The organism is Mycobacterium sp. (assembly GCF_008709575.1).
Classification (GTDB): domain Bacteria; phylum Actinomycetota; class Actinomycetes; order Mycobacteriales; family Mycobacteriaceae; genus Mycobacterium.
In genome coordinates this window covers 1-24701 of record NZ_VYIK01000056.1, presented here as the reverse complement: position 1 = coordinate 24701, position 24701 = coordinate 1, and the positions used below count along the sequence as shown (strand labels likewise).

Sequence of the window (24701 nt, the reverse complement as noted above, 5' to 3'; positions counted from 1 at the left end):
CTGGGGGTCAAGTGGTCGCAGGTTCAAATCCTGTCAGCCCGACTTCAGAAAATGGCCTCTGATCTGCGGTGATGTTCTGAGGGTAGATCAGACGACCTCTTGTAACGCCGGCCAGGACGGCGCTGGGGGTGATCGCCGGGCCACCCGAGCGTTGCCGTTTTCTGGCCCCGGTGCCTGTCCTTAGCCGGGGGTCACAGTGTGACGACACGACAGCGGATCGGAGCCCCGGATCGTTGGATGCGGGCATCGCTCGTGAGCAGTGCGGCTGAGTGACGTTCGGCGGCAGCGACATAGATGGCGTCGGCGTAGCGCAGCGATGCCCGAGCAAGAACCCAGGCCCGGTGAACATCCGTCCAGGGTGTTGCTTCGATGGTGATTTCCAGCGCCGCCGCGTCGTGCAACGCCTGTTCTATCTCGGCTTGCTGCAGCGGATGGCTGGGCCGGTTCGCCGCGGCTACCAGGCCCAAGAGGACCTCGACGGGCAAATGACCGGGGGCGAGAAGCGGTTCAGAGGCGGGGTGCTCCGCCAGTGCTCGGCGAGCGTCGTGTCCTCTCGGGCCCGAGTCGGTGACGGCGTCAATGACGACCGAGGCGTCGACGATCACCTCGCCTGACCGAGCTGGGCACCACGGTCGATGTGCGCGTCATCGATGGCCTCTAGGACCGCTTGACGGTCCTGCTCGTCGACGGCTCGTTGATGCTCCAATCGCGTGGCGGTCCGGTTGAGTGCTTCGCGCCGGCGTAGGTGCGCAGCCTGCGCATGTACCGCTCGCAGCAGGTACGCCTGCAGCGACAACCCCTGTGCCGCTGCTGCCGACCGGATTTGCTCGAGGTCCTCGGTCGGAACGTCCCGGATGAGCACATTGACCACGCAGCGATACTATCATCACAGATAGCACTAGTGTAAGCAGCTACTGGCCGTCCGGACGAGCCGCGCGTCTTCGCCGTCGCGCCAAGCACCGGCGATGACCGGAGTTACTGTGGGTCGCGGATCGCTTCCAGATCGTCGCGGATCTCGTCCAGATCGCGCTGGATGGCCTGCACACCAGTGACAGCGTTGCCGAACACCTGCTGCATGTCGTCGGAGTGCGTCGGTTCGTATTGGGGGCAGTACGAGACGATGGCGCCTGCGACGAATTCAGCGCTCTCGTTGGCGTCCCATATCGACGATTGCTGCACGAAGCGGGCCGCCTCTGCGAAGTTGGGCTGGTGCGCGAGGAAATCGCAGGCCGCATGTGCGTGAGTCGTCACGTATTGGTGGTTGGGGACTGGCACGCCCTGCTTGGTCAAGACGTCGATGAAGGCCCTCTCAGCGATGTCAGGCGGTGGAGCGGGGCTTCTCGGCGCTGCCGAGTCGGGCCGCGCACTCGATGCCGACGGCCCGGGTGGCGCGTCCGATGGCGGAACCGCCGCCGGTGGCTCTGCCGGGTGTGGGTGCCGGATCGCCGACATCACCACCACCGCTGCCGCAACGGCCACCAGAGATATCGGCAATGCCGCAACCAGGCCAAGATGGCGCAGCACTCGCTGCCGGAGAGAAGGCCCGCGGCCGTCGGTTTTGGTGCGCTGCGACCAAGCGTGGGCGATATTGTCGGTGGCCGGGCGGGCCTCAACCGCCCCGGTGGCGGGCACCTCCGCGCGATGCCCCAGGCGCTCATCAAGAAGTTCGTCAAGCAGCCGATCCAACGGCTCGCCGCCGTGCGTACGGAGTGACCGGCGCATTGCCGCCAGGCGTCGCAACTCCGAGTCGATCGTGTCCCGATCGCGCATACTCCGAGCCTAAAGCGTGTCAGCGCTGGTTGGCCACCCGCCCAGAGTCCTGCGCCGTCCTCGAACCACTCCGCTGCCGCTCGGCAGCGATCGCCGACGACCAACCGGCGCGCTCAACCGCCGCCGTAGGTAGGCCCCTGGACGCCGTCGCGGTACGTAACGCATTTCCGTGATGTCCCGGTCCCGGTGCAACAGGTTTCGATGAGAACGGGATTGGCGCCGAAATGCGGTTGGACCTCCTCCGACGAATAGTCGCCACCGGAGCTCCGGCAGGTACTCTCGACATCGGTGTGCGCGTGGGCAAGAGGTGCAGCCGAAATCAGCCCCGCCACCGCCAGTGCGAAGGCGGCAACGGGCATGGCGCTGAACGCAGGGCGCTTCATGTTCCTCCAGAGCATGGCATACAGCTTGGCATAGTTCCCTTTCCGTCAAGGCGTTGCTGGTGCGGAAGTGGTGCCAGCTTAGCGGTTCGGTCAGGTGTCAGGAAAACTCAACAAATCGCCGTGCTTCTTGCACGCCGGGAATCCAGAGCGACATCTCTGGCAGCAGCACTGTTGGGGTCTGAAGGCGCGCCTTGCCCGGGAATCGGGCCGGTCGCGTCCGGAGGGTACAGCGGCGGGCCGTCGGAGACGCCGGGACGGCTACAAGACCGCTGCCGTTGCTGAGGGCGTCATGGCCGGCGGCTCGGGTTGGCCGAGGATCACCGCACCGGTCCGGCGAGTTTGGGCGCGGGCCGCCCGGCGATCATCGGCAAGTCCAGATAGGTCCTGATGCCGGGCTCGGCGGCACAGACATAAGGGATCGCATTGACGCAGTGGTTGGCGGTGGCCACGATACCGGGATTTCTGCGCAGGCCCTCAGTGATCGAATCCGGCTGCAAACCCTTGAAGACCACTTCGACGTCGGGGTCTCCGGTGACCTGGATTTCGAAGCGCTCACCGCGCTCGCCGAAACTCCAGGCCGGATCCAAGTCGGCCTCGCCCATCAGCCAGTTGACTGCAGCGGTGATCACCGGCTTTCCGTCGACGATTGCCTGCCAACGGAAACGACGCGCGGCGACGGTGCCGGGCTCTATCGTCAGGAAACCGGTTTCGATGGGCGCAGTGGCTACTGCGACTTCCTGCATCGCGGTAAAGCTCGGATCACGTAAGCCCAGATAGTCGGCCACCATCCATACCGAGGCTTTGAAGCCGCCTTCCAGCAGGCCTGCCATCGGGCTGCGTTCAGCCTCGGCGGGGCTGGCTCCGAAGCCCATGATGTGGCGGACCACATCGGGTGCGTTATACGTGCGGATGTCGGAGAATTCTTCGGCCCGCACGTGGGTGATCGCCGTGGATAGCGCCGAAATCATCAACGGGAACTTCTCGGTGATTCCCCCGGGATGGATGCCTGAGCCGTGTAGGCTCACTCCGCCGTCCAGGCAAGCCTGCTCGATGTCCGCCACCCGCTGATCGGTGCGGTCCGGATACACCCAACCGACCGGGGTGACGATGTTTTTCCCCGACCGCAGAATGGCTTTCACGTCGTTTTCGTCGGGGACCAGTGGGGAATACATGACGCACTCAGCGTCGACTGCCAGCACCTCGTCCCTGTTGGAGCTGGCCACGATGCCCAACGGCTCGCGCCCTACGATCTCACCGACATCACGACCGTTTTTGTCGGGGCTGTGCACCCAGCAGCCGGCCAACTCCAATTCCGGATGATTAAGGACGGCCTCGATAGCCGCCTTGCCGACACCGCCGGTGGCCCATTGAATGACTCGCCGAACGCCAGTGTTTCGTGATTGCACGGTCTACCTTCCTTAAGCGGACCGAGTTGCCCGTGAGCCGTTGCAGCCAAGGGAGCCTATGGCGGGTCGACATTGACTGTCAACGCTGCGGATCATCGAGGCGACTCCCCGGGCCCGGGGTGACCGACCAGAGCCCGGCCCGCCGACTCGCGTCAGGCGGGGACTTCAAGACCGGTTTAGATCGTGTGATTCACCGATGGACAATGCTCGGATCATCGTCAAAAAGGCTAAGCTTCAATGGTTTCAAGCGATGATGGAAGAGACTCTGGCCGGCATTGGATGAAGGATCGCACGCGGACTCGACGACGGCCCGCCGGTATCGAGGTCCACGCCATAGGGGCGGTGTGCTGCTGCCGTAGCGGCCGTCGCACCGCGTCGTCGCGGCTTCGCTGTGCGATTGTGCCCCGACTGCGCTGCTTACTACCATTGGCCATCGGGCAGCAAACTTCGTAACGGGGAGATCGCAGGTGAAGGCATACCGTCATATCCACCGGTCGGTGATCACTGCGGCAGCTTTGCTCATCGCCGCGCCTCCGATCTCGCATGCCGACCCGAGCGACTTCTATCACGACGTGACTTCCATCGGAGTCACATCCAGTGACGGAGAAGAAGGAGTCATCGACATCGGCAAGGCCATCTGCTTCGCACTAGAACGTGGCCGGACTCCCGAGGAGGTGGCCAGGCAGTTGTTCTACAACTCGGCGGTATCCAACAAAGACAAGGGCATTAGCCTCGAACAGGCCCGGCAAGAAGTGACCTTCGCGGTCAATGACATGTGCCCACCCTGAGCGGTTATGCTTTGGCAGCCGAGGTATCGATGAACCACCGGGGCCTCCCCGGTCGCGGGCCGGGAAGGGCCACTCCTCGCAAGGCCCGATCCGGAACAGCCGCCCGAGCTCGGCAGCGACGAGCACCGACGGTGCTTCCTCGGGCGCTGTTGCGTTTTAGGTGCCGTCATCATCGCCGACGGGTTCCGGCAGGTCGACGCCGACGGATTCGGGCAGTGCAGGCGCGGAGTCATCATCTTCCGGTGTGGCGGCGTCGACCAGAACCACGCCGTCTTCGCGAGGCGGCGCGTCCTCGGTCTCCTGCGAGTCCACCGGTAGGAACATGTGGTGGGTGAACTGGGGCTGGTAGGCCCCGCCACCGCCGATTCGCACGCCACCGCCTTCACCACTGGAAACCGCGGTGCCATCGGGCAACGTCACCGCGGTGTGTTGGCGGTTCCAGCCTACCACCAGGGCCCCCGGCGCAGTTCCGTACCGGAAACCTCTGGCCAGCAGGGCGGATTCTTCGTTTCCGGTGTCGAAGCGATCACCGAAAATCGGACGGTCAGTAGCTGCATTGGACACCCACGAGACCAAACCCGAACAGTCGGTTCCCGCAGGCGAATCCCCGCCGGTGACATACGGTGTGCCGGCCACCTGCTGAACGAATGTCAACAGTGTTGCTAAGACAGACATGGGCCGGGACTTTAACAACACGAATGATATTCATCCAAAATTTGTGCTAGCCATCACTTTTAGTGTCACCAATGACTTTGACGACAAACGTCTACGCCACATAGGATTTCGCCGTCTCGGGATGCCGCAATCAGTGCGACGTCTTATCGGCGCGGCTGTGCTATGAAAGTCGTTGCACCACAATATGTTTTATAAACAGATGCCAAGAATTCACTGTTACGCACCAACTATTCTGGCGTGCCGTTCATCTCGCCACCTAACGGCAGCGCTCGGCGTCGTCGGCGTTCGGTATCGGGTGTAGGTCCGCCCCGGTGACATCGGGACGGCCACAGCGACCGCGCGTTGGCGCGGCCGGCAGCGTTACCAGCTCTGCCGCCGCGGCTTCCGGACCGGCGGGCTGTTCGGCAGCGGTTAGCCGCGGTCTCGCCCCCCGCTACGGATACGACTCGTTGCCTCGAGCCCGCGAACCAAAGACGACACCGCGGGATCAGCCATCTTTTGGTGATCAGGCATGAGACGGTAGGGATTTATGCAGACCTTCGACTACCTCACCTACGAGGAGTTCGGTCGGCGATTCTTCGAAATCGCCGTCACCGAGGAGCGCGTCGGCGCCGCGTTCGCCCAAATCGCGGGCGACGAGTTCGAGATGGCCCCGATCGGTCAGGGACCAGGTAAGATCGCCAGGGTCAGCGCCCGGGTCAAGATTCAACAGCCGCACGTCCGGCGCAACCTCGGCGAGGTCATCACGTTCAGCATTCATATCCCGCTGGCCATCAACCTGCTCGTGGATCTCCGGCTGGACAAGCAACGTTTTTTGGTCGACGGCGACATCGCGCTCACCGCCACAGCACGCGCGGCCGACCCTTTGCTGCTGATCATCGACGTGGCCAAGCCGCGACCGTCGGACATCACCGTCCGCGTGTCGTCGACGACGATCCGTGGTGAGGTGCTGCGCATCGTCGCTGGTGTCGACGGGGAGATACGGCGTTTCATCGCGCACCACGTCGCCAATGAGATCGACTCTCCGCAATCGCAAGCCGCACAGGTCATTGACGTTGCAGCCCAACTCGACGAGGCCTGGACCGGCATATGACCCGGGCGAAGGGCCTCGAAGGGCCTCGAAGGGCCGCGCAGCTAGCGAGCGCGCTCGGCGGCGGTGGCCGCGCGCAACGCCTCGGCCAGTCTGGCGGCGCGGTTGTCGGTGAAGACGTCCTCCAGCAGCACCGGACGACCGTCGGAGCCGGACAGTGGAATCCGCCAGTTGGGGTATTCGTTGCCGGTGCCCGGCTGGTTTTGGACACGCCGGTCACCGACCGCGTCGGTGAGCGCCAGAGCCAGCAGCCGCGACGGCGTTCGGCCCAGGTACTGGTGCAGCGCTAGAACGGTCGCGTCGACGTCGGCGTGCCTGCCCAGCAGCCCGACCCGGCGCAACTCGGCCAGCCAGGCCGCGCGCTCGACTTCGGCGGCCGCGAGCTCTTCCTCGACCGGACGCCTGAGCAGGCCCAACGAAGCACGCAGGCGCACATGCTCGCCGGCCAGATAACCCGCAGTCGGCGGCAGGTCGTGCGTGGTGACCGCCGACAGGCAGTACTCCCGCCAGCGTTCGGCCGGCACCGGGACCGGCGTCTGCCCGCCGGCGCCGTCGCGGTCGAACTCGAACCACAGGATCGAGGTGCCCATTATCCCGCGAGCCCGCAGGTAGTCGCGCACCCACGGTTGCACCGTGCCCAGATCCTCGCCCACGACCACTGCTCCGGCCCGGTGCGCCTCGAGGGCCACGATGCCGATCAGCGCCTCGTGGTCGTAGTGCACATAGGCGCCGTCGGCAGGCGCGGCGCCGGCCGGGATCCACCACAGCCGGAACAGCCCGATGATGTGGTCGATGCGCAGCCCGCCGGCGTGCCGCAGCACCGAGCGCAGCAGGGCCCGGAACGGCCGGTACTCTTGCTCCGCGAGCCGGTCCGGGCGCCAGGGCGGCTGCGACCAGTCCTGGCCGAGCTGATTGAATTCGTCGGGCGGCGCGCCGGCGGTAACCCCGAGAGCCAGCACATCCTGCAACGCCCACGCATCGGCGCCGGTGGGGTGCACGCCGACAGCCAGGTCTGCCATGATGCCCAGCGCCATGCCGGCACCCACGGCCTGCGATTGCGCGGCCGCCAGCTGTTCATCGAGCTGCCATTGCAGCCAGCGGTGGAAATCCACGGCCTCGGCATGCGTGGCCACGAAGTCGGCAATCCCACCGGCGGTGGGGTGCTGCAGCGACTCCGGCCATTGCCGCCAATCGGCGCCGTACTCCTCGGCCAGCGCGCACCAGGTGGCGAAGTCGTCGAGCGCCGACCCTTCCCGGGTGCGATAGGCCGCATAGGCCAGTTCGCGACCCGCCGTGCGCGGTACCTGGTAGATCAGCCGTAATGCCGTCCGCTTGGCGGCCCAGGCGGTGTCGCGGTCGATCGAATCGACGGCGGCCGCATGCTCCTGGACGGCGCGACGCAGCCGCCATACCCGTCGGCGTTTACGCAGGTCGGCGAATTCCCGGATCGCCTCCACCCGCAGGTAGAGCGGGTTGACGAAGCGTCGCGACGTCGGCAGGTACGGCGACGGCTGCATCGGGGCGGTCGGTGCCGCCGCGTGGAGCGGATTGACCAGCAGGAACCCTGCGCCGTGCTGCGAGGCCGACCAGACCGCGAGGTCGGTGAGATCGGTGAGGTCGCCGACCCCCCAGGACTGCGCCGACCGCACGCTGTACAACTGGGCGGTCAGGCCCCAGGTGCGGCCGACGCCGAGCCGCTCCGGCAGCCCCAGCCAATTCGGGGTCACGATCAGCGCGGTGTCGCTGTGCTGGTCGCCGGACCGGATGTGCACCCGGTGGTACCCGAGCGGCAGGTCGGCGGGCAGGACGAAGCTGGCCTCGCCCACCCAGCGTCCAGCGAGCTCGAACGGTGCGGCGAAGTTGTCGATCTGCCGGACACCGCCCCGAAGGGCGCCGTCCTCCAGTTGCAGCCACACCTCGACGTCGGCGCCGTGGGTGACGTGGACCCAAAACGGCGTCTCGACGCCAGCGCGGCCGACGATGGCCGGCGGCAGGGGACGGGACCAGTACGCCCGGTCCCGGGCGGTGAGCGCCGCGGCGCGTTCGGCCTCGGTTCCGGCAGCCACATCGAACGCGGCGAGAACAGCAACCAGGGTGTTTTCGGCTACCGCGACCCGTCGACCCGTCCAGTCCTCGTATTCGGTGGCGATCCCGAATCGCTGGGCGAGTTCTGCCAATGACGCCTGGGACATGCTGCCCATCTTTGCTCGTGTCGCCCCGCGGGCTGCGCGCGCTGTCCTGGCAGAGTGTGGCGGGGCGATTTGTGCCATCCGTCGCTACCATTGCCAGGTAAGACCTTGACCAATGCGGTCCGGCCGATCCAGCAGGGACAGTCCACGAGGAACCCGACAAGACGAACCCGACAAGGACCATGACGACATTCAGTGCTGCATTCAGTGCTGCATTCAGTGCTGCAGTCAATGCTGCGCAGCCTGCCGCTCCCGGTGCGGTTCGTGGTGCCGCCGGCGGCCGGGTCGTTCCGTGGCGAGGTCTCCCGGGTTGCCCTACGGTTGTCGGTGTGAACTGCCGCCAGGGTCAGCGGCCGCGGTTTTCTACACGACAGATGGTGGACTTCGGTGGCAAATAACGAAGGCAGGCACCGGGGGTCTGGGTACGGCCTCGGACTCTCGACGAAGACGCAGGTAACCGGTTACCAATTCCTGGCGCGGCGCACCGCGATGGCACTGACACGCTGGCGGGTCCGCATGGAGGTCGAACCCGGCCGGCGTCAAATGCTGGCGGTGGTCGCGTCGGTGTCGTCGGCCGCGGTGATTTGCCTCGGTGCGCTGCTCTGGTCGTTCCTGAGCCCCTCGGGTCAGCTGAATCAGACACCGATCATCGCCGACCGCAGCACCGGTGCGTTGTACGTGCGGGTGGGCAACACGCTCTATCCGGCGCTCAACCTGGCGTCGGCCCGGCTCATCGCCGGTCGGGCGGACAACCCGCACAGTGTCCGGTCGAGTCAAATCGCCGAGCAACCACAAGGACCGATGGTCGGTATCCCGGGTGCGCCCAACCAGACCACGCCGACCAGCCCAGCGTCGTCGTCGTGGCTGGTGTGCGACACGGTGACGAGCAGCCAGGGCGTAGGAGCGCCGTCGTCGGTCACGGTGACGGTGATCGACGGCGCCCCGGACCTCTCCGGGCGTCGACGCGTTGTCACCGGGTCAGACGCCGTGGTGCTGCGGTTCGACGCCGATACCTGGGTGATCAGGCAGGGACGCCGATCACGCATCGACCCGGCGGACCGGGCGGTGCTGCTGCCGCTGGGCTTGACCCCCGAGCAAGTCACCGGGGCGCGGCCGATGAGCCGCGCGTTGTTCGACGCGATTCCGGTCGGCCCCGACCTCGCAGTCCCCGTGGTACCCGGAGCCGGTAGTCCCGCTAATTTTCCCGGCGCACCGGGGCCGGTCGGGACGGTGTTAGCGACACCGCAAGTCAGCGGCCCGCAACAGTATTCGGTGGTGCTGCCCGACGGCGTACAGACGGTGTCTGCGGTGGTGGCCCAAATCCTGCAGAACGCGGGCAGCTCACCCGGCGCTGCACCGAAGCTGGTGACACCGGCCGCGCTGGCGCAAATGCCGGTAGTACAAGGACTGGATCTGTCGGCCTACCCGGACGGCCCCCTGAACGTGATCGATATCGTGAACAACCCGTCGACCTGCTGGTGGTGGGAGAAGACCGGCGGTGAGCAACGGGCCCGGATCCAGGTGTTGTCCGGGCCGACGATCCCGGTGGCCGCCTCCGACATCGACAAGGTGGTCTCGCTGGTCAAGGCGAACGGCACCGCGCTGGAAGCCGATCGGGTCTATTTCGGCCCGGACTATGCCAACTGGCTCCAGGCGACCGGTAACGACCCGGGCGTGTCGACAGCCGAATCACTCTGGTTCGTGTCGGATTACGGCGTGCGTTACGGGGTAGACGGAGCCAAGGAAGTGCGCTCGGCGTTGGGTTTGACGCCGGCGCCCAACCCCGCGCCGTGGGTGGCACTGCGGCTGCTGGCGCCGGGCCCGGCACTGTCACGGGCCGACGCACTGGTGAAACACGACACGCTCTCGGCCGATAAGAACGTCGCAGAATTGGTGGTCCCCAAGTGAAACGTGGCTTTGCACGCCCCACACCGGAGCGGGCGCCGGTAGTCAAGCCGGAGAACATCGTCTTACCGACGCCGCTGAGCGTTCCTCCGCCGGAAGGCAAACCCTGGTGGCTGGTGGTAGTCGGCGTGCTGGTCGTCGGCCTGCTGGTCGGAATGGTCGCCATGACGGTGGCCAACGGCTCCCGGATGTTCCTGGGCGCCGGCGCGATCTTTCCGATCTTCATGATCGGCGGGGTCGGCATGATGATGTTCGGCGGGCGGTTCGGCGGCCAGCAACAGATGAGCCGGCCGAAACTGGACGCGATGCGCGCCCAGTTCATGCTGATGCTGGACATGCTGCGGGAAACCGCGCAGGAGTCGGCCGATTCGATGGACGCCAACTACCGCTGGTTCCATCCGGAGCCGACGACGTTGCCGGCCGCGGTGGGATCGTCGCGGATGTGGGAACGCAAACCCGACGGCAGGGACCTCAACTTCGGGGTCGCCCGCGTCGGGGTGGGTATGACGCGGCCCGAAGTGACGTGGGGCGAGCCGCAGAACATGCCGACCGATATCGAGCTGGAACCCGTAACTGGTAAGGCATTACAGGAATTCGGGCGCTACCAAAGCGTCATCTACAACATGCCCAAGATGGTGTCGCTGCTGGTCGAACCCTGGTATTCCCTGATCGGGCGGCGCGAGCAGGTCCTGGGTTTGATGCGGGCGATCATCTGTCAGCTGGCGTTTTTCCATGGTCCCGACCACATCAAGATGGTCGTGGTCTCGTCGGAAATCGCGGATTGGGAATGGGTCAAGTGGCTGCCGCATTTCGGGGATCCCCGCCGGACCGACGCAGCCGGTTATGCCCGGATGGTGTACGGCTCGCTACGTGAGTTCGCCGCCGACCAAGGTGAATTGTTCGCCGGGCGTGGCTCGTTTACGCCTCGGCACGCCAGTTCGTCGGCCGAGACGCCGACGCCGCACCACGTCATCATCTGCGACATCGAAGATCCCCAATGGGAATACGTGCTCAGCGCGGACGGCATCGACGGGGTGACGTTCTTCGACGTGACCGGAGCCTCGCTGTGGACCGCTCGTCCGGAGCGAGTGCTGCACTTCGACAGCGCGGGAGTGCTCGAGGCGCTGCCCCGCGACCGCGACACCTGGATGGTGATCGACGACAACCGGTGGTTTTTCGCGCTGGCCGACCAGGTCACCGAGGCCGAGGCCGAGCAATTCGCTCTGCAGATGGCGCAGTGGCGCCTTGCCGAGGCCTACGAGGAGATCGGTCAGAAGGTGGCGCACATCGGTGCGCGCGACATCCTGTCCTATTACGGCATCGAGGATCCCGGATCGATCGACTTCAATGCGCTGTGGAACTCGCGCGGCGACGCGATGCGGCGGTCGCGGCTGCGGGTGCCGTTCGGCAACCGTTCCGACAACGGCGAGCTGCTGTTTTTGGATATGAAGTCCCTCGACGAGGGCGGCGACGGTCCGCACGGGGTCATGTCCGGCACCACCGGTTCGGGTAAGTCGACGCTGGTGCGCACCGTGATCGAGTCGTTGATGCTCGCGCATCCCCCGGAAGAGTTGCAGTTCGTGCTGGCCGATCTGAAGGGCGGGGCGGCGGTCAAGCCGTTCGCCGGGGTGCCGCATGTGTCGCGAATCATCACCGACCTCGAAGAGGACCAGGCGCTCATGGAGCGCTTCCTGGACGCCCTGTGGGGTGAGATCGCCCGGCGTAAGGCGGTGTGCGACAACGCCGGCGTCGATGACGCCAGGGAGTACAACGAGATGCGAGCCCGGATGCGGGCCCGCGGCCAGGACATGCCGCCGCTGCCGATGTTGGTCGTGGTGATCGACGAGTTCTACGAATGGTTCCGGATCATGCCCACCGCGGTGGATGTCCTGGACTCGATCGGCCGGCAGGGCCGGGCTTACTGGATCCATCTGATGATGGCGTCGCAGACCATCGAGAGCCGGGCCGAAAAACTCATGGAGAACATGGGATACCGCTTGGTGCTGAAAGCCCGCACGGCGGGTGCCGCACAAGCTGCCGGCGTGCCCAACGCGGTCAACCTGCCCGCCCAGGCGGGTCTGGGCTACTTCCGCAAGAGCCTCGACGAGATCATCCGCTTCCAGGCCGAATTCCTCTGGCGCGACTACCGCCGTGGCGTCTCGCTTGACGACGACGGGCACGTGCCGCTCACTCACAGTGTCGACTACATCCGACCGCAACTGTTCACCACTGAGTTCACCCCGCTCGAGGTAAGCGTTGGTGGCCCGGATCTCGACATGACCGAAATCCTCAACGGTCAGGTATCCGGTGGCTCCAACGGCGCCGGCGGCTCTAATGGCGAGGTGGGCGCTTTCGAAGACGACGACGTCGACGAAGAGGAAGAAGCCATCAGGACACCCAAAGTCGGCACGGTGATCATCGATCAGCTGCGCAAAATCGACTTCGAGCCCTACCGGCTGTGGCAGCCGCCGTTGGACCAGCCGATTGCGATCGACCAGCTGGTGAACCGGTTCTTGGGTCGGCCCTGGCAGCAGAACTATGGCACGGCAAGGGATCTGGTCTTCCCGATCGGGATAATTGACCGACCGTACAAGCATGACCAGCCGCCGTGGACGGTGGACACCTCCGGGGCCGGCGCCAATGTACTGATCCTGGGTGCCGGCGGTGCGGGCAAAACGACGGCGCTGCAGACGCTGATCTGCTCGGCTGCGTTGACCCACACACCCGAGCAGGTGCAGTTCTACTGTTTGGCCTACAGCGGCACCGCGTTGCAGACAGTGGCCGGTTTGCCACATGTCGGCGAGGTCGTCGGCCCCACCGATCCCTACGGGGTGCGCCGCACGGTAGCCGAACTGCTGGCGCTGGTGCGCTCGCGCAAACGCAGCTTTCTCGAGCACGAAATCGCCTCCATGGAGATATTCCGGCGGCGCAAGTTCGGTGGGGAGACCGGTACGGAAACGCCGGGGGGAGCAAAAGGAGTGCCCGACGACGGGTTCGGCGACGTCTACCTGGTGATCGACAATTACCGGGCGCTCGCCGAGGAGAACGAGGTCCTCATCGAGCAGGTCAACCAGATCATCAACCAGGGACCGTCCTTCGGCGTGCACGTGGTGGCGACCGCCGACCGCGAATCCGAACTGCGGCCTCCGGTGCGCAGCGGTTTCGGCTCCCGCGTCGAGCTGCGACTGGCCGCGGTCGAGGACGCCAAGCTGGTGCGCTCCCGCTTCGCCAAGGACGTTCCGGTCAAGCCCGGCCGCGGCATGGTCGCGGTCAACTACGTGCGCCTCGACAGTGACCCGCAATCCGGGCTGCACACCCTGATTGCCCGGCCCGCGTTGGACAGCACACCGAAGGCGGTATTCGAATCCGACAGTGTGGCCGCGGCGGTGAGCCAGGTCGCGGTGGGCAGGGCTCGTCCCGTGCGTCGCCTGCCCGCGATGTTCGGGCTCGACCAGGTGCGGGCGCTGGCCGCAGACGACCACCGCGCGGGAGTCGGCACAGGCGGGATCGCTTGGGCGATCTCGGAACTGGACCTGCAGCCGGTGTATCTCAACTTCGGCGAGAACGCCCACCTCATGGTCACCGGCCGGCGGGAGTGCGGGCGGACGACGACGCTGGCCACGATCATGACCGAGATCGGCCGGATCTACGCTCCCGGCGCCAGCATCGCGTCGCCGACGTCGCGTCCCTCCGCTCAGGTGTGGCTGGTCGATCCGCGCCGTCAACTGCTGACCATGCTGGGACCGGACTATGTGGAAAAGTTTGCCTACAACCTCGACGGCGTCGCCACGATGATGGACGAGTTGGCGGCTGCGTTGGCTCGCCGCGAACCGCCACCGGGGCTGTCGGCCGAAGAACTGTTGGCGCATTCGTGGTGGAGCGGTCCGGAGATCTTCCTGATCATCGACGACATCCAGCAGCTGCCGCCGGGATTCGATTCGCCGCTGCACAAAGCCGCGCCGTGGGTGACCCGGGCCGCCGATGTCGGCTTGCACGTGATCGTCGCCCGCACCTTCGGTGGATGGTCCTCGGCCGGCAGCGACCCGATCCTGCGGGCACTGCATCAGGCCAATGCGCCGTTGCTGGTGATGGACGCCGACCCCGACGAAGGCTTCATCCGCGGCAAGATGAAAGGCGGCCCGCTGCCGCGCGGGCGCGGCCTGCTGATGGCCGAGGACACCGGTGTCTTCGTCCAGGTGGCATTCACCCCACTGCGTCGATAGCCGCCCGATCCGCGCAGTGCCCCAAATTTCTCGCCGGTGGGGAATTATTTGCGACGAGATTTAAACCCGTAGGTGTCGTTGTGATCGGCCCCACAAAGACGGCAGTGCAGGCTAATTACTCTCGGGCTTATCCCTGGGTATTGCGGCAACTTGCGCAGACGCATTTCGTGCAAGCCGTTACCGGGCTGTTGCCCGAGGTTAACACTTGGTGGTGATAGGTGAACAGTTGCGAACACGGACCAGTACGAGGAGCGGCGCGGACCGACAGCGGCTATTCTCGTGCGCGGACCGCTTGCACAACTTCGTGAGAGGTCATGAGAGGAGGAATACATGTCGTTCGTGACCACGCAGCCTGAAGCGTTGTCCTCGGCGGCAAGCAGCCTGCAGGGTATCGGCTCATCGCTGAGCGCCCACAATGCTGCTGCAGCGGCGCCGACCACCGGTGTGGTTCCGGCAGCGGCCGACGAAGTCTCGGCCCTGACCGCGGCGCAGTTCGCCGCCCACGCGCAGATGTACCAGGCAGTCAGTGCCCAGGCGGCGGCGATCCACGAGATGTTCGTGAACACCCTCAACACCAGCGCCGGCTCGTACGCGGCCACCGAAGCCGCCAACGCGGCGGCGGCCGGTTAGGCCGCGACGGGAATCGGCGGCATCCAGTGAGCCGGAAAGGGGGGAGCGCCGCGTACTTCGACTAGCCATCGCACCCGCTGGCTAAACCCTGCAGTTCCAGGTCCATCGCCTCGATGGCCGACCATTAAAGGAGACAATCGAGTGACCACTCGTTTTATGACCGACCCGAACGCCATGCGCGACATGGCGGGCCGGTTCGACATGCACGCCCAGACCGTCGAGGACGAAGCCCGCAAGATGTGGGCGTCCTCGGTCAACATCGCCGGGGCCGGCTGGAGCGGCACCGCGCAGTCGACCTCCTACGACACGATGGGCCAGATGAACCAGGCGTTCCGCAACATCGTCAACATGCTGCACGGGGTGCGCGACGGGCTGATCCGCGACGCGGCCAACTACGAAGCCCAGGAACAAGCCTCGCAGCAAATTCTGAGCAGCTGACCCCTGCATCCACCCTCGCTGCTGCGTAAGCTCTACTGCAAGGAGAACACACTATGACGATTAACTACCAGTTCGGCGATGTCGACGCGCACGGTGCGACGATCCGCGCCCAGGCTGCGGCGTTGGAGGCCGAGCACCAGGCCATCATTCGGGACGTGCTGGCCGCCGGTGACTTCTGGGGCGGTGCGGGCTCGGCGGCCTGCCAGGAGTTCATCACCCAGTTGGGTCGCAACTTCCAGGTCATCTACGAACAGGCCAACGCCCACGGCCAGAAGGTGCAGACCGCCGGCAACAACATGGCGTCCACCGACAGCGCGGTCGGCTCCAGCTGGGCCTGACCTCTCACCCGAGTCGCGGCAGCACCCTGTCGGGCGTGCTGCCGCGATTCGTGGTGTCGGGTCACGGTGTCGGATCACCTGATCGGCAGTGTTGGATCTCAGTGTTGGATCACAAAGAGTAAAAGAGTGACGGGAGCAGCCAATGGATCAACAGGGCACCCGAACCGACATCACCGTCAATGTCGAGGGTCTCTGGATGCTGCAAGCGCTCCTGGATATCCGCCATGTCGCGCCCGAACTGCGGTGCCGGCCCTACGTCTCCACGGATTCCAGCGACTGGCTCAACGAGCACCCGGGCATGGCAGTCATGCGGGACAACGGCATCGTCGACCGCGAAGGCGCCGTCAAACCGGACGTGGCCGCCCGGATGGGGGTTCTCGCCGCGCCCGACCTGGAGATCATCGCGTTACTGTCGCGCGGCAAGCTGCTCTACGGTGTCAAAGAAAAAAGTGACGGCAGTGACGGCGAGGAACAGCAAGAGGAACCGGTCGGGTCGCGCGACATTCCCGACAACGAGTTCCGCGTGGTCCTGGCGCGGCGGGGTCAGCACTGGGTGTCGGCGGTCCGGGTGGGCAACGAGATCACCATCGACGACGTCGCCGTCACCGACACCGCCTCGATTGCCGCGCTGGTGTTCGACGGTCTGGAGTCGATCCACCATGCCGATCCCGCGCAGATCAGCGCGGTCAACGTGCCGCTGGAGGAGATGCTGGAGGTGACCAAGGCGTGGAAGGAAGCGGGGTTCAACGTCTTCTCCGGAGGTGACCTGCGCCGATTGGGCATCAGTGCTGCCACGGTGGCCGCCCTTGGTCAGGCGCTGTCCGATCCTGCGGCAGAGGCGGCGGTGTATGCCCGCCAGTACCGTGACGACGCCCGGGCGCCCAGCGCGTCGGTGCTGTCGCTCAAGGACGGTTCGGGCGGACGGATCGCGATGTACCAGCAAGCGCGCACCGCCGGCTCGGGGGAGGCCTGGCTGGCCATCTGCCCGGCCACGCCGCAGCTGGTCCAGGTCGGCGTCAAGACGGTGCTGGAGACCCTGCCTTACGGCGAATGGAAAACCCATCGAAGGGTTTAGCAAGCAGCAACGCGAAACTGTCTGTTTGTGAACATATTTAACTTCTACGTTTCGCTGTGACGCACACGAATGTTTTAGGATGCAGAATTAGCGCGCGAGAGCAATCAAATTACGGGCAAGGCCAGTGGACCCACTGATCGTCGACAAAGGAGCAAGACGATGACCGCTGTGGTTGAGGTACAACAGCCAGGCGTCGAGGCGGTTTCGGCACCGCAGGCCGCAGTGGTCGCCATCATGGCCGCCGGCGTGCAGATCGGGGTACTGCTAGACGCCCACGCGCCGGTCTCGGTGATGGTCGACCCGCTGCTCAAGGTGGTCAACAACCGGCTTCGCGAGCTCGACGTCGCGCCGCTGGAGCCCACCGGACGCGGGCGGTGGGCGCTGTGCCTGATCGATGGCACACCGCTCAAGCCCGCGCAGTCGCTCAAGGAACAAGACATCTTCGACGGCGACCGGCTGTGGCTGCGGTTCATCGAGGACACCGAACGCCGCTCCCAAGTCATCGAGCACATTTCCACTGCGGTGGCAGTGAACCTGTCCAAGCGGTTCGCCCCGATCGACCCGGTTGTCGCAGTGCAGGTCGGCGCGGCGATGGTCGCAGTCGGGATACTGATCATGACCGGCCTGCTGGGCTGGTGGCGGTGGCGCGATGAATCCCTGCTCACGACGGTCTTTGCGGCCGTGGTGGCGGTGCTGATGCTGACCGTGGCAACGCTTGTGCTGATGCGGGCGAAAACGGTGGAGGATCGCCGCGCCGGCGACATGCTGCTGATGAGCGGGCTGGCGCCGCTGGCGATGGCGGCGGCCGGGGCGCCTCCCGGTCCGCTCGGGGCGCCGCACGCGGTGTTGGGCTTCGTGGTCGCCGGCGTGGCCTCGGCGCTGGTGGCGCGGCTCACGGGTCGTCGGCTGGCGATCTACACCGCGATCGTGACGATCTGTATTGCGGTGACCGCGGCGAGCCTGGCACGGATGGTGCTGGGCGCCGGGGCCGTGACGTTGATGACCTGTGTGCTGCTGGCGTGTGTGCTGGGCTACCACGGCGCGCCGTCGCTGTCACGCTGGCTCTCGGGGATCCGGTTGCCGGTGTTCCCGTCGGCCACCAGCCGATGGGTGTTCGAGGCACGACCCGATCTGCCCACCACGGTGGTGGTCGCCGAGAGCGGCAAGCCGACCCTGGAGGGACCGGCATCGGTGCGCGACGTGCTGGGGCGATCCGAGCGGGCCCGCGCGTTTCTGACGGGCCTGCTGGCAGGCATGGGCGTGCTGATGGTGGTGTGCGCCACGGGATTGTGCAATCCGCACACCGGACAGCGCTGGCTGCCGGTGCTGCTGGCGACATTCACGGCCGGTTTCCTGCTGCTGCGGGGACGGTCCTATGTGGACCGGTGGCAGTCGATCACGCTGGCGGTGACGGCCGTGACCATCGTCGTGGCCGTGGTCACACGGTATGTGCTGGTGTTGTCGTCGCCGATTGTGACGTCGGTGGGGGCCGCGATCCTCGTGCTGATTCCGGCAGCCGGTCTCACAGCCGCCGCCGTGGTGCCCAACACCATCTACAGCCCGCTGTTCCGCAAGATGGTCGAGTGGGTCGAATACCTGTGCCTGATGCCGATCTTCCCGCTGGCACTGTGGTTGATGAATGTCTATGCGGCGATCCGCTACCGGTAACGGTGGCCGGCGAAGCGGCCGTGCGGTCGCGGCCGGTGCCGCCGTGCTCCTGGTGGCCGCCCCCACCTTCGTCGGCCTGCCGCCGGCGTCGGCGATCGAGCGTCCGGTAGTCGACCCGGCCGCGGTGCCGCCCAACGACCCGCCCGGACCGTTGGTGCCCATGCGGCAATCGGCGTACTGTACCGAGGTCGGGGTATTGCCCGGAACGGACTTCCGGGTGCAGCCCAAATACATGGACATGCTCAATCTGCCCGAAGCGTGGCGGTTCGGCCGCGGCGGCGGCGTCAAGGTCGCCGTCATCGACACCGGGGTGTCCCCGCACCCGAGACTGCCGCACCTGGTCGGTGGTGGCGACTACGTGGTGGCGGGCGGCGATGGGCTGTCGGACTGCGACGCCCACGGCACGATCGTCGCGTCGATGATCGCTGCCCAGCCGGCGACCGGTGCGCCATCTCCCGGCCCGCCGCGTAAACCACCGCCGGTGCCGACCACCGAGCCGCCACCGCCGCCGCAGACGGTGACGTTGTCGCCGCCGGCACCCACGACGGTGATCGTTCCTCCGCTCAATCCGCCGGAGGACGAGGGGCTGCTGCCGTTACCACCGCAGTTCGGCGCACCACCGCCGAACGCGCCCGCGGCAGCCGGCGGGTCCGGAGCCATCGTCGCGCCCGGATATTCCGGCGGCGGGCGGGTGGTCGCCGCGGACCGTACCCGCCCGGCCGCGCCGCCGCCGGAGCAGCCCAGCGACGCATTCAGCGGAGTGGCCCCGGACGTTGAAATAATCTCGATTCGCTTCACCAGTGCGGCCTTCAGCCCGAAGGACGCCTTCCCCGCCAACACCGATCCGCAAACCGCGCAGAAGATCGACAAAATCCGCACGCTGGCACGGGCGATTGTGCACGCCGCCGATATGGGGGCGTCGGTGATCAACCTCTCCGAGGTGGTGTGCATGAGTGCGCGCAGCATCATCGACCAGCCGGACCTGGGTGCCGCGGTCTACCACGCCGCGGTCGACAAGGATGCCGTCGTCGTGGCGGCCGCCGGTGACACCAGCCAACAGGACTGCAAGGAAAATCCCGCCTATAATCCGTTGCGGCCCGACGATCCTCGCGATTGGAATGGCGTGAACACGGTAGTGACTCCGTCGTGGTTCAGCAACTACGTACTGACCGTGGGCGCAACAGACGCCAGCGGCACGCCGCTGGACAAAGCAAGTTTGGCCGGGCCCTGGGTGTCGATCGCCGCTCCGGGCACCGACATCGAGGGTCTGTCACCGCGCAGCGACAACCTGATCAACGCCATCGACGGACCGAATAACACCTTGTTGGTGCCGTCGGGAACGAGTTTTTCCACGGCGATCGTGTCGGGGGCGGCGGCCCTGGTCCGCGCCAAGTATCCGCAGTTGTCCGCCCAGCAGGTCATCGATCGCCTGCTGCGGACGGCCACTCCACCGGCTCGTGGCGTGGACAACCAAATCGGCTACGGCGTGCTCGACCTGGTAGCAGCACTCACCTGGGATGTGCCCACCGGCCCGCCGCCACCGCCGAAGGCGTTGTCCGCGCCGCTGCAGCTGCCGCCGCCACCGGCGCCCCGCGATATGACACCGGTGTGGGTGGCCACCGCGGGGTTGGTAGCCGCGTTGCTGGTCGCCGGTGCATTCTTCGGCGGTGAGCGGCTGATGCGCCGCTTGGGAAGGCGGTCATGAAAGCGCAACGCAGGTTCTCGGTAACCCTGCAGTGGCAGCGGGTCACCGCGGTGTTCCTCGCCGATGTCGCCGTTCTGGCGCTTGCCAGTCACTGCCCCGACGCCTGGCAGCAGCATCACGCTGCGTGGTGGGCAGGTGTCGCGCTGGCGACGGTGATCACGATCGCGGCCCTGGTGACCTCCCGGGGCATCCCGCTGGCCTCGATACCGGTGGTGGCGATCCGGAACTGGTACGCCCATCCCCAGGCAATAGCCGCCGCATGCACACCGCCGATCGACCACCGGCGCCGCTTCGGTCGTGACGTGGTGGGCATCCGCGCGTATCGGGATCGGCTGGTCACGGTGATCGCCGTGGACGACGCCACCTATTCGTCGGGGCGGCATCACCAGGAAGCGGCACCGGACACCGGGCTGGCGATCGGGGCCGTCATCGCCGCGTTGCGTCAGTTCGACGTCCGCCTCGACTGCATCGACATCGTCTCGGCGGCAACAGAACACGAACACAACACGTGGCTGGTCTTGCGGATGGATCCGCAGCACAACATCGCGGCGGTGGCGGCCCGCGACTCGCTGGCGGCCACCGCGGCCGCGGCCACCGAGCGACTGGCTCATGACCTCGACGGTCAGCAATGCCGGGCCCGCCCGCTGACCGCCGCCGAGATCGCCGACATGGATGCCGCGGTGACCGCCGGGCTGGCGCTCGACCGGATCCGGACTCACTGGAGCTACCTGCGCCATCCCGACGGGTATGTCACCAGCGCCTGGATGTCGCCGCGCGACATCACCGGGGACGTGCTCGGTGCGCTGGCGTTGCCCGACACCGAGGCTACCGTGGCGACGATACGGCTCGCCGCCCGGCGCGACGGCATTGATGTGGCCGCGTTCGTGCGCTATCACAGCGCCAAGCGTCTCCCGAAATCCGCTGTGAGCCGGCTCAATCAGCTCACCGGGCGGCAGCTGGCCGCGTTGCGCGCGAGTTTGCCGGCGCCGGAACCGGGCCGGCCATTGCCCATACCGAGCCGCCCGCTGGACGAGGCCGACGATATCGTGATACGCCTCGGCACAGCGGCGGCGACGCCGGCGTACTCGCCGAGCCCGGCCGGAACTCCGCTATGACCCGCCCACAAGCCGCCACGGATGCGCGCAACGCGTTGGTCGCCGGGCTGCTGGCGTCCGGCATCTCGGTCAACGGGCTCCAGCCGAGCCACAACCCGCAGGTGGCGCAACAGATGTTCACCACGGCCACCCGGCTCGATCCCGACATGTGCGACGCCTGGTTGGCGCGGGTGCTGGCCGGTGATCAAAGCATCGAGGTGCTGACCAATGCGTGGGAGACCGTCAACACATTCGGGTGGGAGATCCGCCGGCTCGGCCTGACGGATTTGGAGTTTCGTCCCGAAGTATCCGACCGGCTGTTTCTTAGGCTGGCGGTCACCAGTGTGGAGTCGCTGGCTGCCGCCTATGCCGCAGTTCTCGCCGAGGCAAAACGCTACGAGGAGGCGTCCAAGCTGCTCGACGGTGCCCAGCCGCGGCACGCGTCCGATGCCGAGCTGATCGCCTATGTCCGCGGAGTGCTGTATTTCCGCACCGGCCGCTGGCCCGATGTGCTCGCCCAGTTCCCGCCCGCCACGCACTGGCGGCACCCCGAGCTGAAAGCGGCCGGCGCGGCGATGGCCACCACGGCGTTGGCGTCGCTGGGCGTATTCGAGGAAGCGTGCCGTCGCGCCGAAGAGGCGATCGAGGCCGACCGGGTGCCCGGTGCGGCCAACATCGCGATCTACACCAAGGCGATGTGCTTGCGGCACTTGGGCCGCGAGGATGAGGCCGTCGAATTGCTGCGCCAGGTGTATTCGCGGGACGCCAAATTCGCTCCGGCCCGCGAGGCTTTGGACAACCCGAACTATCGGTTAGTGCTTACCGATCCGGAAACCATCGAGGCACGCACGGATCCCTGGGACCCCGACAGCGCACCCACCCGCGCACAGACGGAGGCCGCCCGTCATGCCGAGATGGCCAAAAAGTATCTGGCCGAAGGCGACGCCGAGCTCAATGCCATGCTGGGCATGGAACAGGCCAAACGTGAGATCAAGTTGATCAAGTCGACGACCAGGGTTAACCTCGCCCGCGCCAAAATGGGCCTGCCGGTGCCGGTGACGTCGCGCCATACCCTGCTGTTAGGCCCGCCCGGCACCGGGAAGACTACGGTAGCCCGGGCCTTCACCAAGCAGCTGTGCGGGCTGACGGTGCTGCGCAAGCCGTTGGTGGTGGAGACTAGCCGCTCAAAGCTGTTGGGCCGCTACATGGCCGATGCGGAGAAGAACACCGAGGAGATGCTCGAAGGGGCCCTCGGCGGCGCCGTCTTCTTCGACGAGATGCACAACCTGCATGAGCGCGGCTACTCGCAGGGCGACGCCTACGGCAACGCGATCATCAACACCCTGCTGCTGTATATGGAAAATCACCGTGACGAGCTGGTGGTGTTCGGCGCCGGTTATGCCAAAGCAATGGAGAGGATGCTGGAGGTCAACCAGGGTCTGCGACGCCGCTTCTCCACGGTGATCGAGTTCTACAGTTACAACCCGAAAGAACTGATCGAGCTGACTCAGCTGATGGGCCGCGAGAACGAGGACGTGATCACCGACGAGGCGGTCGACGTGTTGTTGCCCGCTTACACGAAGTTCTACAACGACGAAAGCCTCTCGCCGGACGGTGATTTGATTCGCGGGATCGACGTTCTGGGCAATGCCGGGTTCGTGCGCAACGTGGTGGAGAAAGCCCGCGACCACCGTAGTTTCCGTCTTGACGACGAGGATCTGGATGCCGTGCTGGCCAGCGATGTCGAAGAATTCAGCGAAGCACAGCTGCGCCGGTTCAAAGAATTGACCCGAGAGGACCTGGCCGAGGGACTCAGCGCGGCGGTCGCCGAGAAGACGAGCGAATGACTGCCGTCCAGTCTGCACCCGGGCGCGGTGTTCCTCATGATCGGTGCGGGCGCCGACTCTAGGTCTCACCCGGATGGTGGATAAATTAGTCACGCGTTTCGGGTTGACTCCCGGCGATGTTGGTGCCAGTATTGCCGATGCAAGCACCTCGCTAGGTGAGGCGTCTGCACCGGACAAAGGCCACTGACCCCGAACGTCGAGAGACGCCCAGGGTCAGGACAGCTCCTCCCGGCTTAAGGGTTGAGCCCAAGTGGCTTCCGGATTGCGATCCGGATACGCCGTGCAGTGCCGAAACTCTGACGAGAGGGGTGCCGCGCCCGAAATGTCAACCGGGTGGCCCCATCCCGTTGTGCGACACACTGGCACCCCCGTGTGCCCTGGCCGTGAGGAGGTGAGAGCGAGATGAGTCCCGGCGATAGTCCCTATCCGAGTCCGATGATCATTTCGTTCGGATCCGGTCCCGGCATCGTTTTCATCATCTGAATCGGCTTGCGCCGCTTCAGTTAACGCAGACACGCTTTGATTTCGGTTGCGCGCGTGTCTATGTCGTGCTTCAGCACGGCTTCAGTCCGTGCTTCAGGCTGCTCAAATCAAGGAGGACTTCATGTCGTTCACCACTGTCGAGCCGGAGGTGTTGGCCGGCGCGGCAAGTCATTTGCAGGGTATCGGGTCGGCATTGGCGGCGCAGAATGCGGCTGCGGCGGGGCCGACGACAGGGTTGGTGCCGGCGGCTGCCGATGAGGTGTCGGTGGTGACCGCGGCGCAGTTCGCGGCGCATGCGCAGTCCTACCAGGCCATTAGTGCGCAGGCGGCGGCGATCCACGAGATGTTCGTCGAAGTGTTGCGGGCCAGCGCGGGATCGTATGCGGCGACCGAAGCGGCCAATGCGGTGGCAGCTTTGTGAGTGTTGGGGGTTTGGCCGTGATGGATTTTGCTGCCCTGCCGCCGGAGGTGACCTCGGCCCGGTTGTATGCCGGTCCTGGTCCGGGGCCGATGCTGGCCGCGGCGCAGGCGTGGAGCGGGTTGGCTGCCGAGTTGCGCTCGGCGGCGGCTGGTTACGGCTCGGTGGTGTCGGGGTTGACCGGCGGCAGCTGGCTGGGGCCGGCGTCGGCGTCGATGGCGGCGGCGGCCGCCTCGTACGTGGGGTGGATGAATGCCACCGCCGCGCAGGCCGAGCAGGTCGGCGCCCAGGCGCGGGCGGCGGCGGCGGCCTACGAGTCGGCGTTTGCCGGAGTGGTGCCGCCGGCGGTGATCGCGGCCAACCGCGCCCAGTTAGCGGTGTTGGTGGCCACCAACGTGTTCGGGCAGAACAGCGCGGCGATCGCGGCCACCGAGGCCCACTACGAGCAGATGTGGGCCCAAGACGCCGCGGCGATGTACGGCTATGCGGGCGCCTCGGCGGCGGCCAGCCAGCTGACGCCGTTCGCCGCGCCGGCGCCGACGACCACCGGCGCGGGGCTGGCCGCCCAGAGTGCGG

Annotated in this window: 20 protein-coding genes, 1 pseudogene and 1 riboswitch; of the genes and pseudogenes, 15 read left to right on the top strand and 6 right to left on the bottom strand. The window is 66.2% G+C overall.

Annotated features, from left to right (window positions below):
* Window positions 1-191: 191 nt before the first annotated feature.
* The 4 genes from F6Q13_RS13255 to F6Q13_RS13240 form a co-directional block, all read right to left on the bottom strand.
* Entirely contained in the window at window positions 192-605 is a 414-nt protein-coding gene (locus F6Q13_RS13255) for a type II toxin-antitoxin system VapC family toxin (protein ID WP_293057131.1), read from the bottom strand.
* Window positions 602-871: an antitoxin gene (locus F6Q13_RS13250; RefSeq protein WP_293057129.1), complete on the bottom strand. Its 270-nt coding sequence runs from the start codon at window positions 869-871 to the stop codon at window positions 602-604. The genes F6Q13_RS13255 and F6Q13_RS13250 overlap by 4 nt, the downstream gene beginning before the upstream one ends.
* Window positions 872-975: 104 nt before the next feature.
* Entirely contained in the window at window positions 976-1770 is a 795-nt protein-coding gene (locus F6Q13_RS13245; protein WP_293057126.1) for a DUF732 domain-containing protein, read from the bottom strand.
* A gap of 700 nt (window positions 1771-2470) precedes the next feature.
* Window positions 2471-3559: a dihydrodipicolinate reductase gene (locus F6Q13_RS13240; protein ID WP_293057124.1), complete on the bottom strand. Its 1089-nt coding sequence runs from the start codon at window positions 3557-3559 to the stop codon at window positions 2471-2473.
* 467 nt (window positions 3560-4026) lie between these two features.
* Here F6Q13_RS13240 and F6Q13_RS13235 point away from each other — a divergent pair, with 467 nt between their 5' ends.
* A complete protein-coding gene (locus tag F6Q13_RS13235) occupies window positions 4027-4347 on the top strand; it encodes a DUF732 domain-containing protein (protein WP_293057122.1) in 321 nt (106 codons plus the stop codon).
* A gap of 306 nt (window positions 4348-4653) precedes the next feature.
* Here the strand turns inward: F6Q13_RS13235 and F6Q13_RS13230 are convergent.
* Window positions 4654-5022: pseudogene (locus tag F6Q13_RS13230) on the bottom strand (NlpC/P60 family protein); the annotation flags it as partial.
* Window positions 5023-5551: 529 nt separating this feature from the next.
* Here F6Q13_RS13230 and F6Q13_RS13225 point away from each other — a divergent pair.
* Window positions 5552-6115: a hypothetical protein gene (locus F6Q13_RS13225; protein ID WP_293057120.1), complete on the top strand. Its 564-nt coding sequence runs from the start codon at window positions 5552-5554 to the stop codon at window positions 6113-6115.
* Between the two features lie 41 nt (window positions 6116-6156).
* Here F6Q13_RS13225 and malQ read toward each other — a convergent pair whose 3' ends face one another.
* Window positions 6157-8304, bottom strand: a complete 2148-nt coding sequence (gene malQ / locus F6Q13_RS13220) for a 4-alpha-glucanotransferase (RefSeq protein WP_293057117.1) — start codon at window positions 8302-8304, stop codon at window positions 6157-6159.
* A 204-nt stretch (window positions 8305-8508) separates the two neighbouring features.
* On the opposite strand from malQ, the gene F6Q13_RS13215 reads away from it, so the two are divergent.
* The 13 genes from F6Q13_RS13215 to F6Q13_RS13155 form a co-directional block, all read left to right on the top strand.
* Entirely contained in the window at window positions 8509-8634 is a 126-nt protein-coding gene (locus F6Q13_RS13215; protein ID WP_293057114.1) for a hypothetical protein, read from the top strand.
* A gap of 54 nt (window positions 8635-8688) precedes the next feature.
* Complete coding sequence (gene eccB / locus F6Q13_RS13210) at window positions 8689-10209, top strand: type VII secretion protein EccB (protein WP_293057111.1); 1521 nt, start codon at window positions 8689-8691, stop codon at window positions 10207-10209.
* Entirely contained in the window at window positions 10206-14429 is a 4224-nt protein-coding gene (gene eccCa / locus F6Q13_RS13205; RefSeq protein ID WP_293057108.1) for a type VII secretion protein EccCa, read from the top strand. The genes eccB and eccCa overlap by 4 nt, the downstream gene beginning before the upstream one ends.
* Window positions 14430-14759: 330 nt before the next feature.
* Complete coding sequence (locus F6Q13_RS13200) at window positions 14760-15059, top strand: PE family protein (protein ID WP_293057105.1); 300 nt, start codon at window positions 14760-14762, stop codon at window positions 15057-15059.
* 141 nt (window positions 15060-15200) lie between these two features.
* Complete coding sequence (locus F6Q13_RS13195; RefSeq protein ID WP_293056256.1) at window positions 15201-15497, top strand: WXG100 family type VII secretion target; 297 nt, start codon at window positions 15201-15203, stop codon at window positions 15495-15497.
* Window positions 15498-15550: 53 nt separating this feature from the next.
* The gene (locus F6Q13_RS13190) at window positions 15551-15835 is read left to right on the top strand and encodes a WXG100 family type VII secretion target (protein ID WP_293057102.1); all 285 of its coding nucleotides are present in this window, start codon (window positions 15551-15553) and stop codon (window positions 15833-15835) included.
* A 142-nt stretch (window positions 15836-15977) separates the two neighbouring features.
* Window positions 15978-16910 carry an ESX secretion-associated protein EspG gene (locus F6Q13_RS13185; protein ID WP_293057099.1) on the top strand — a complete coding sequence of 311 codons (933 nt, stop codon included), beginning with the start codon at window positions 15978-15980 and terminating at the stop codon, window positions 16908-16910.
* A gap of 159 nt (window positions 16911-17069) precedes the next feature.
* A complete protein-coding gene (gene eccD, locus F6Q13_RS13180) occupies window positions 17070-18578 on the top strand; it encodes a type VII secretion integral membrane protein EccD (RefSeq protein WP_293057096.1) in 1509 nt (502 codons plus the stop codon).
* A complete protein-coding gene (locus tag F6Q13_RS13175; RefSeq protein ID WP_293057093.1) occupies window positions 18556-20283 on the top strand; it encodes a S8 family serine peptidase in 1728 nt (575 codons plus the stop codon). Before eccD ends, F6Q13_RS13175 begins: the two co-directional genes overlap by 23 nt.
* Complete coding sequence (gene eccE / locus F6Q13_RS13170) at window positions 20280-21398, top strand: type VII secretion protein EccE (RefSeq protein ID WP_293057090.1); 1119 nt, start codon at window positions 20280-20282, stop codon at window positions 21396-21398. The genes F6Q13_RS13175 and eccE overlap by 4 nt, the downstream gene beginning before the upstream one ends.
* On the top strand, window positions 21395-23224 hold the full coding sequence (eccA, locus tag F6Q13_RS13165; RefSeq protein ID WP_293057087.1) for a type VII secretion AAA-ATPase EccA: 1830 nt from the start codon (window positions 21395-21397) through the stop codon (window positions 23222-23224). The genes eccE and eccA overlap by 4 nt, the downstream gene beginning before the upstream one ends.
* Before the next feature lie 140 nt (window positions 23225-23364).
* Window positions 23365-23539: riboswitch (M-box (ykoK) riboswitch) on the top strand.
* Window positions 23540-23828: 289 nt separating this feature from the next.
* Entirely contained in the window at window positions 23829-24128 is a 300-nt protein-coding gene (locus F6Q13_RS13160) for a PE family protein (protein ID WP_293057084.1), read from the top strand.
* 20 nt (window positions 24129-24148) lie between these two features.
* On the top strand, window positions 24149-24701 hold a 553-nt coding region (locus F6Q13_RS13155), incomplete at its 3' end, for a PPE family protein (protein WP_293057081.1).

Coding starts and splice junctions, on each gene's coding strand:
- F6Q13_RS13245 (WP_293057126.1), bottom strand. CDS start 1,770: ATGCGCGATCGGGACACGATCGACTCGGAGTTGCGACGCCTGGCGGCA.
- F6Q13_RS13225 (WP_293057120.1), top strand. CDS start 5,552: ATGCAGACCTTCGACTACCTCACCTACGAGGAGTTCGGTCGGCGATTC.
- malQ (WP_293057117.1), bottom strand. CDS start 8,304: ATGTCCCAGGCGTCATTGGCAGAACTCGCCCAGCGATTCGGGATCGCC.
- F6Q13_RS13200 (WP_293057105.1), top strand. CDS start 14,760: ATGTCGTTCGTGACCACGCAGCCTGAAGCGTTGTCCTCGGCGGCAAGC.
- F6Q13_RS13190 (WP_293057102.1), top strand. CDS start 15,551: ATGACGATTAACTACCAGTTCGGCGATGTCGACGCGCACGGTGCGACG.
- F6Q13_RS13185 (WP_293057099.1), top strand. CDS start 15,978: ATGGATCAACAGGGCACCCGAACCGACATCACCGTCAATGTCGAGGGT.
- eccD (WP_293057096.1), top strand. CDS start 17,070: ATGACCGCTGTGGTTGAGGTACAACAGCCAGGCGTCGAGGCGGTTTCG.
- F6Q13_RS13175 (WP_293057093.1), top strand. CDS start 18,556: ATGCGGCGATCCGCTACCGGTAACGGTGGCCGGCGAAGCGGCCGTGCG.
- eccE (WP_293057090.1), top strand. CDS start 20,280: ATGAAAGCGCAACGCAGGTTCTCGGTAACCCTGCAGTGGCAGCGGGTC.
- eccA (WP_293057087.1), top strand. CDS start 21,395: ATGACCCGCCCACAAGCCGCCACGGATGCGCGCAACGCGTTGGTCGCC.
- F6Q13_RS13160 (WP_293057084.1), top strand. CDS start 23,829: ATGTCGTTCACCACTGTCGAGCCGGAGGTGTTGGCCGGCGCGGCAAGT.